The sequence below is a fragment of the Chitinophagaceae bacterium genome (assembly GCA_007695095.1).
GTDB lineage: Bacteria > Bacteroidota > Bacteroidia > Chitinophagales > REEL01 > REEL01.
Genome location: REEL01000185.1, coordinates 1 through 8,680, shown reverse-complemented (window position 1 = coordinate 8,680; position 8,680 = coordinate 1). Strand labels below are relative to the sequence as shown.

Below are 8,680 nucleotides of genomic sequence, written 5' to 3'. Positions count from 1 at the left end.
CTAACAGTTTTTGACCCTAATGACCTCAAGTTTTTCTTAGATAATTGTGACAGATGACATTGATAGTCTCGATAAACACCTATTTTTTTTCAGATAAAAAAATTATGTTTTGCTTTATTCTTTCCAGTCCGGTTCTTTTTAAGGGGGTTTTGGGGAATTTTTTCTGAAATACGGATTTAGTTATTTCTAACCAATCAGATTCTTTCATATCTAAAAGGGCTTTGTTAGGCGCAATTTCCGGGTGATTATGTTTTTTAGAAAACCGATTCCAGGGACAAACGTCCTGACAGATATCACATCCGAACAACCAATTTTCCATTTTTCCTGAAAATTCAATCGGGATTTCATTTTTTAACTCAATTGTAAGGTATGAAATGCATTTATTAGCATCTACATTATAAGGTTGATTAATGGCCCCGGTAGGGCAGGCGTCAATGCAGGCAGTGCAGCTTCCACAATAGTCTTTGTTTAAAGGATTGTCATATTCAGGTTCTAAATCACTAATTATTTGAGCAAGAAAGAAAAATGAACCACTGCCTTTATTTATTAAAAGTGTGTTTTTGCCAATCCAGCCGAGTCCACTTTTTTTTGCCCAGGCTCTCTCTAATACAGGAGCAGAGTCAACAAAAGCTCTGCCGTTAAAATCACCGGTTTTTGCTTTTAAGGTATCTATGAAAACTTTTAACTTTTTCTTAATTACATAGTGGTAATCTCTGCCGTAAGCATACTTTGATATTTGGGGTTTGTCTTTTGCTTGTTTTTCCGGTGGAAAATAGTTAAAAAGTAAACTGATAACACTTTTTGCTCCCGGAACTAATTTGGAGGGGTTAATGCGCATGTCAAAATAGTTTTCCATATAGCTCATCTCGCCATGATACCCTTGTTTCAGCCAATTTTCTAAGTTTTTGGCCTCTTCATCTAAAGACTCACTTTTGGCGATTCCACAAAATGAAAAACCCAATTCACCGGCGGTGGTTTTAATAAATTCACTTAATCTATGTTTTTGCATAATGAAAAAACCCCGTAAGCAGTATAACTATTTACGGGGTGTATAAAATTAAAAATCTATAATTAGTTTGATAATTCTTTCAGTTTGCTCTCAAGTACTGCTTTTGGAACAGCTCCAACTTGTTTGTGAACAACCTCACCGGACTTGATAAATAGTATAGTCGGGATATTGCGAATACCATATTTAGAAGCAATTTCAGGGTTGTGGTCAACATTGACTTTGCCGATATTTGCTTTTCCTTCAAATTCATTTGAAAGCTCATCAATAATTGGACCGATAGCTTTACAAGGTCCACACCACTCAGCCCAAAAGTCAACTAAAGTAACTTTTTCCGAGTCTAATACTTTTTCCTGAAAATTCGCGTCTGTTAATTCGATTGCCATTTTTATTTTTTTTAGTTTTAATAAAGATATATTTGAAACCAAAGTTAAATATCTTTAGTTCCTTATTTATTTAGTTTTAAACTGAATTTTTGAGTAAGGAATTTTTTTAATTATGTGATTAAAGGACTCATTTTGAATGTCAATGGTTCTTTTAGCATGCATTTTTAGTCGAATTGTTTCAAATTTTTGCATGGGTTCAAACTCAATTTCCACTTCTAAGTCATCCACATCTAAACCGCTATCTTCATCAAGTAAAATATCCTCATCTTCCGGTATTACAGCGGTTTTAGTGTCAGGTGATTCCTCTGCATTTTGATTGGCAACCGCTTGTTTATAATTCACATAAATATCAAGTCCGGTATTTCCCGGATTTTTCAAAGTATATTCTTCCAGTTCATTTATCCATTTTTGATCCAGATCATTGAGGTTAAATTCCAAAAGCAGCCCTTTTATCATTTTTTCCCTTACTTCAGAAAGTAAAGTCATTTCATTCAAATTAAAGAAATACCTGTCTGAACCTTCCCGCTTGTCTTTATTATACTCTCCTTTTATAAGTACCGGAATTCCTTCTTTCAGTAAATGCTCGTTTTTTAAGAAGGTCGTTCTGAAAAAGGCAATATTACCTAAGGTTCCTTTAAAGTCCTCTAAATCCACAAAGGCCATATCATTCCCTTTTTTATCTTGTCGCTTTTTCACAGCACTTATCATTCCGCCTATAGTTACTGCTTTGCCTTTATAGTTATCAATATTTGCTAAATCACAAGTACATAAACTCTCCAACTCAATCCGGTAGTCATCTAATGGATGGCCACTCAGATAAATGCCTATGGTTTCTTTTTCTTTTTTCAAGATTTCTAGTGGTGTCCAGGGCTCGCATTCGGGAAATTTCGGTTCCTCGATTTCAGGCAGCTCAGCTTCACCAAAAAGGGAAGCCTGCATATTATTGGCTTTACTTTCTGTTTTTTTAGCAAATTTCAGTGCTTTTTCTATTCCATTTTCACCATTTTCTTCATGAAAATATTGAGCTACATGTATTCCTTCAAAGCAATTAAATGCACCGGCCAAAGCTAATGATTCCAAAGCTTTTTTATTAATAGCCTTTTTGCTTAAGCGGGAAATCAGGTCAAAAATAGATTTATAATGTCCGTTTGCTTCTCTTTCTTCTATAAGAGCTTCTACGGCTGCATTTCCAATGCCTTTGATTGCAGAAAGCGCATATCTGATTTCTCCTTTTTTGTTAGCTTTAAAGTGAAGTCCGCTTTCGTTAATATCCGGATTCAGCACGGGTATATCAATTCGGGTACACTCTTCTAAAAAGCCCGAAAGTTTCTTTATATCACCTGAATTTGCTGTCAAGACAGAGGCCATAAAATCTGCCGGATAATTTGCTTTTAAATAAGCTGTTCGATAAGCCAGATAAGCATAGCAGGTTGAGTGAGATTTGTTGAATGCATAGGATGCAAAGTCTTCCCAGTCATTCCATATTTTTTCAGTTACTTCAGGAGGGTATCCGTTTTTAACACAACCTTCTACAAACATAGGTTTCAGAATCTCCATTTCTTTCAGAATCTTTTTACCCATTGCTTTTCGTAAGCGGTCAGCCTGACCCTTGCTAAATCCGGCTAATTTTTGGGAAAGCAACATGACCTGCTCCTGGTAAACGGTAATTCCATAGGTTTCCTTAAGAAAGGGCTCCATATCCGGAAGATCGTACTCTATTTTTTCATCTCCATGCTTTCTTTTAATGAAGTTAGGGATATACTTCATTGGGCCCGGTCTGTAAAGCGCATTCATGGCAATGATATCTTCCAGTTTATTGGGTTTTAGTTCTTTGAGATACAATTGCATCCCTTTTGACTCAAACTGAAAAATGCCAAAGGTTTGTCCTTTTTGAAACAGCTCAAAAGTTTTTTCATCTTCAAGCGGAATTTCTTCCGGATTAATATCTACTCCATGATTTTCTAAAATATTTTTACAGGCATTTTTGATAATTGTAAGCGTTCTAAGGCCTAAGAAATCCATTTTTAACAAGCCGACTTTTTCAACGACATTATTGTCAAACTGGGTTAAATAGAGGTCAGAATCTTTGGAGGCAGCAACCGGAATGAAATTCCGGATATCCTCCGGAGTGATAATAAGACCACAGGCATGAACACCGGTATTTCGGACGGACCCTTCCAGTTTTTTAGCTGTTTGTATGGTTTTAGCAATTAAGTTATCCCCTTGAGACAAAGAGCGAAATGCTTTTGCATTAGCTAATTGTTCCTCATTCAGCTTAGATTTTAATTTTGGATTGATATCTCCTTCTTCAAGCACTCCGTTTAAGGTAGCGGCCAGATTATCCGGAAAAATTTTACAAATTCGTTCAACTTCCTGCAAAGGTAAATCCAAAACCCGTCCAACATCTCTGAGAGACATTTTAGCAGCCATAGTTCCATAAGTTACAATTTGGGCTACTTGCTCTTTTCCGTATTTGTCTACCACATAATCAATTACTTTTTTTCGGCCTTCATCATCAAAGTCAATATCAATATCCGGCATACTTACTCTTTCCGGATTAAGGAATCGCTCAAAAAGCAAATCATATTTTAGCGGATCAACACTGGTAATTCCCAGGCAGTATGCAACCACAGAGCCTGCTGCGGAACCTCTGCCCGGACCAACGGCTACTCCCATATTTCGGGCTGCTGAAGTGAAATCCTGAACTATCAGGAAATACCCCGGATAACCGGATTTTTTAATGGTTTCTAACTCCAGATTGATTCTCTCTTCCAGTTCTGCCGTTATTTCTCCGTATTTTTTTCGGGCATTTTCGATAGTTAAATGCCTTAAATAGTCATCCTGAGTAGTAAAGCCTTCCGGTAGGGAATAGGCGGGAAGTAAAATATCCCTCTCTAATTTCGGGGGATTGATTTTATCGACGATTAAGTTTGTATTGTCAATTGCTTCAGGGATATCTGAAAACAAGGTATTCATTTCAGATTGTGTTTTGAAATAAAACTCTGAATTTTCAAATCCGAAACGAAAGCCTTTTCCGCGGCCTTTTGGGGTGCTTTGAAGTTCATTTGTGTTTACACAAAGTAATATATCATGTGCGTTCCAGTCTTCCTCGTCAACATAATGCGAATCATTTGTTGCAATAATTGGAACATTGTATTTACGGGAAAAACCAACTAAAATTTGGTTGACATCCTCCTGACTTAAACCACTTCCGTCAATATCCTGAATATTATGTCTTTGTAATTCAATATAATAATCATCGCCAAAAATATCCAACCACTCTAAGAATATTTTCTCTCCTTCTTCCGGTCCTTTATTTATTATAGCCTGAGGCACTTCAGCTCCTATGCAACAAGTGGTTGCAATTAACCCTTCCTTATACTGTTTTACCAAATCCCTGTCAATTCTCGGAAATTTGCCATAGAGCCCGTCAAGATATCCTAAAGAGCAAAGTTTAGATAAATTCTGATACCCTCTGTGGTCTTTTGCCAGCAAGAGCTGATGGTATCTTTTATCGGGATTGTCTTTTGAAAAAGACTTTTGAAAGCGATCTTTTACCACATAAAATTCACATCCAACAACCGGTTTAATGCCTTCTTTTTGTGTTTCATTAACAAACTGAAAAACCCCAAACATATTTCCATGATCAGTTATGGCCATAGCTTTCATCTGATCGGCTTTGGCTTTTTGAACCATCTTTTTAATATTGGCTGCTCCGTCAAGTAATGAAAACTGAGTGTGTGTATGTAGATGTGTAAATTGAGGCATGAATTCCTTTTTTTTTGTTAAAAATACAAAAGAATAAAATGCCATTGTTTATCACAAAAAGCATTTTTATTAACATTTTATTAGCACGACTATTTTTGCTTAAATTCCTTTATATTTGTTTTATACATGAAAATTTATGTGAATCGCTTTTAAATACCTTATTTTGTAATTGCTAAATAAAGCTATCAAATAAAACAAAGCGCCCGAAATGCTGTTTATATTTTGAAGAGATAGAAAAAATTAAATATTCCTTAAATAATAAATGATGCAGATAACCATAGATGATCAATCAGGATTTTGTTTTGGAGTGGTATACGCTATTCAAATGGCTGAAGATGAGCTGGATGATAGCGGTACTTTATATTGTTTAGGTGATATAGTGCACAATGATCTTGAAGTTATTCGCTTGAATAAGAAAGGCTTGAAAATCATAAATCATGAGGACCTAAAAGATTTGAAAGATTGCAAAGTTCTAATTCGTGCGCATGGTGAACCTCCGGAAACTTACAGAACAGCTCTTGAGAATAACATTGAATTAATAGACGCTTCTTGTCCCGTAGTGTTAAAGTTACAGAACAGGATTAAAGATTCTTATGTAAAGCAGACGGAAGCAGATGCTCAGGTTGTTATTTATGGAAAGCATGGTCACCCGGAAGTTATCGGACTTTTAGGACAAACAGATAATAAGGCTATAGTTGTATTTGATGATTCGGATTTGGAACAAATTGACTTTAGGAAGCCCATTCAGCTTTTTTCTCAAACAACAAAAAGTATGGATGGATTTTACAAGTTAAAATCAAAGCTTGAAATGAGAGCCGCCGAATATGGAAATTACAATGTAACTGCCAATGATACTCTTTGCCGTCAGGTGAGTAACAGAGAGCCGCATCTTAAGAAATTTGCTCCACAATTTGATGTAATTGTCTTTGTTGCCGGTAAGAAAAGTTCAAACGGTAAGGTTCTATATGATGTTTGCAAGTCAGTAAACCCCAATTCATTTTTCGTAAGCTTACCGGAAGAAATTGATGAAAACTGGTTCAAAGATGCCGAAACTGTTGGAATATGCGGTGCTACTTCAACGCCTCAGTGGCTAATGGAAGAAATTGCCGGGAAGATTCAAACTATGAAAGAAGCTGTTTGATAAGATTATTCATTAGATAATCCTAAGTATTTCAACTTATTGATTGGAGCTTCAAAATCTTAAGACCTGCAGTAAAGACGTTAATTATTTTTTCAAGATATCTTAGATTGAATCAAATCTTTAATATTTGTAAAAATGGAATTGGATTACTTTAGATTTGCAAATGGATTTTTTTTCCTCATAATTCATATTCTGATTTAATCAGCAGGTTTTGACTTACAAGAAAAGTTCTATTACCTCCTGTAATGTTACTAATTTATGCATGTGTAAATTATTATTTCATTGAACCTCATCTAATAGATTGTTTCGGAAAAGCATTTTCTATTAAAAAAATATTTGGTCTTAACTCCTTTAAAGCTTTAGACATATTCTTTTGTGTTCATGTAACAAAAAAACTTGAGCATTTTTACTCAAAAGTATTTGTATAAATGTATGTAAATATAATTTTTTTAAAGCAATTGAATAGGTATTTATTGTTGTGCTTAATTATTTAATTTTAAGTTTTTGTTTGCTAAAAATACTTTTGAGACTTTTTTTGACAGAGATTTGCTAAAAAAATAGTCTATTTGTAGTTCATGAAAATAATTGATTTTAGTTTTTATCGAAATTTTAGTGATGCCTTTAAGTTGGTTTATGCCACTTCCAGGAAGTTGACTGTTTTAAATTTTGTTTTAACTTTTATACAAAGTTTTTTTCCACTGATAGTTATTTATCTCATAAAATTGATAATAGATGCCATAGGGGAGGTTTCAAATTCGGAAGTTGCTGAAGTATCTTTTAATCATGTGTTAATGCTCATTATAGTAACAGCATTGGTTTTTTTGCTGAATGCTATTGCCGGAGCAATCAATGAATATGTTCGAGATAAGCAATCTTTGTTATTTACTGATAAGATGAATTTAATGCTGATTGATAAAACAACTTCAATCGATCTCGAATTTTTTGAAAATACGGAATACCATGATTTGTTTTCAAGAGTGCTTGAAAATGCCAGAGAAAAACCATTGAATCTGGTGAACAACCTATTTCATATAATTCAAAGCTTTTTTGCAATAGTGACATTGATTATTTTATTAATGACCTTGCATTGGGCTGTTTTTTTTGTAATCCTTTTTGCTACGCTTCCTTTGGCATTGGTGAGATTGAAGTATTCAAAGAAGATGTATAACTGGTATATGGATACTACACAAAGTGACCGAAAATCAAATTATTTTTACTGGCTTTTGACAGGGATCCCTTTTGCAATGGAGGTCCGTTTGTTTAGTTTAAAAAACTATATTAAAAATCATTATTTGGAGTTAAGAACTTCCATACGGGATAGCAAATTTAAAATCATCAAACGCAAAGTAATATTAGAGTCGTTGGTGCATATTTTCGCAGCCATAGCTATTTTTTCTGCCTATGCTTATATTTCATATCTGACTGTAATAGGGATGCTGACAATTGGGGCTTTAGTAATGTATTTTATGGCTCTTCAAAAAGGTTTTAATCTGTTTGAGGGTATGTTGAACGGATTCACCTATTTGTATGAAGACAGCCTTTATATATCCTATTTGAATCGATTTATGAATATTGAGAATAAAATCAAAGAGTCTCAGTCAGATAAAGAGCTGCCAAAACCTTTAATGGATGGTATTATAGTTAAAAATCTATCTTTTCGATACCCCAATAGCAAACGCAATGCTTTATCGGATATAAACATGAAAATAAAGGCAAATGATACTATTGCAATAGTTGGTGATAATGGTTCCGGGAAAAGTACGCTTATTAAGCTTTTATGCAAATTTTACCAACCTGATTCCGGAGAAATTCTTTTTGATAACATTCCTCTTTCTGAAATAAATGATAAAGATCTTAAAGAAAATGTGAGTGTGCTTTTTCAAAATTATATACAGTATAATCTTACGATAAAGGAAAATATAATTTTAGGAAAATCTAATCAAGCCATAGATGAAGAGCGAATGATAGAGTCAGCAAAAAAGGCCGGAGTTTATGACTTAATACTAAGTCTTCCTCATGGTTTTGATACTGTTTTGGGCAGATTGTTTGAAGGAGGTGAAGAACTTAGTATAGGGGAGTGGCAAAAGCTGGCTTTGGCAAGAGCGTTCTATAAAGACAGTCAGTTAATAATTTTAGATGAACCCACCAGTGCGCTGGATCCAAAAGCCGAGGCTCAGATTTTTAATTTGTTTAAAGATTTGACAAAAGATAAAACTTCAATAATTATAAGCCACAGATATTCTACGGTGCAAATTGCAGATTACATATATGTTATGGAAAAAGAAGCAATAATTGAAGAGGGAACCCACACCGAACTCTTACAACAAAAAGGGAAGTATGCCCGAATGTTTAATTTGCAAGCCAGTTATTATAAAAGCT

General features: G+C 34.5%; 5 protein-coding genes. 2 read left to right on the top strand and 3 right to left on the bottom strand.

Annotated features, from left to right (window positions below; genetic code table 11):
- Positions 1–79: 79 nt before the first annotated feature.
- From queG to EA412_14790, 3 genes are all read right to left on the bottom strand, one after another.
- Positions 80–1,009 carry a tRNA epoxyqueuosine(34) reductase QueG gene (gene queG, locus EA412_14800; GenBank protein ID TVR75826.1) on the bottom strand — a complete coding sequence of 310 codons (930 nt, stop codon included), beginning with the start codon at positions 1,007–1,009 and terminating at the stop codon, positions 80–82.
- Between the two features lie 62 nt (positions 1,010–1,071).
- A complete protein-coding gene (trxA, locus tag EA412_14795; protein ID TVR75825.1) occupies positions 1,072–1,392 on the bottom strand; it encodes a thioredoxin in 321 nt (106 codons plus the stop codon).
- 66 nt (positions 1,393–1,458) lie between these two features.
- Positions 1,459–5,160 (bottom strand): DNA polymerase III subunit alpha, encoded by a 3,702-nt coding sequence (locus EA412_14790; GenBank protein TVR75828.1) that lies wholly within the window; start codon positions 5,158–5,160, stop codon positions 1,459–1,461.
- 265 nt (positions 5,161–5,425) lie between these two features.
- Between EA412_14790 and EA412_14785 the strand changes: the two genes are divergently transcribed.
- Positions 5,426–6,301, top strand: coding sequence for a 4-hydroxy-3-methylbut-2-enyl diphosphate reductase (locus EA412_14785; protein ID TVR75827.1), 876 nt, complete (start codon positions 5,426–5,428; stop codon positions 6,299–6,301).
- Between the two features lie 575 nt (positions 6,302–6,876).
- On the top strand, positions 6,877–8,680 hold a 1,804-nt coding region (locus EA412_14780), incomplete at its 3' end, for an ABC transporter ATP-binding protein (GenBank protein ID TVR75824.1).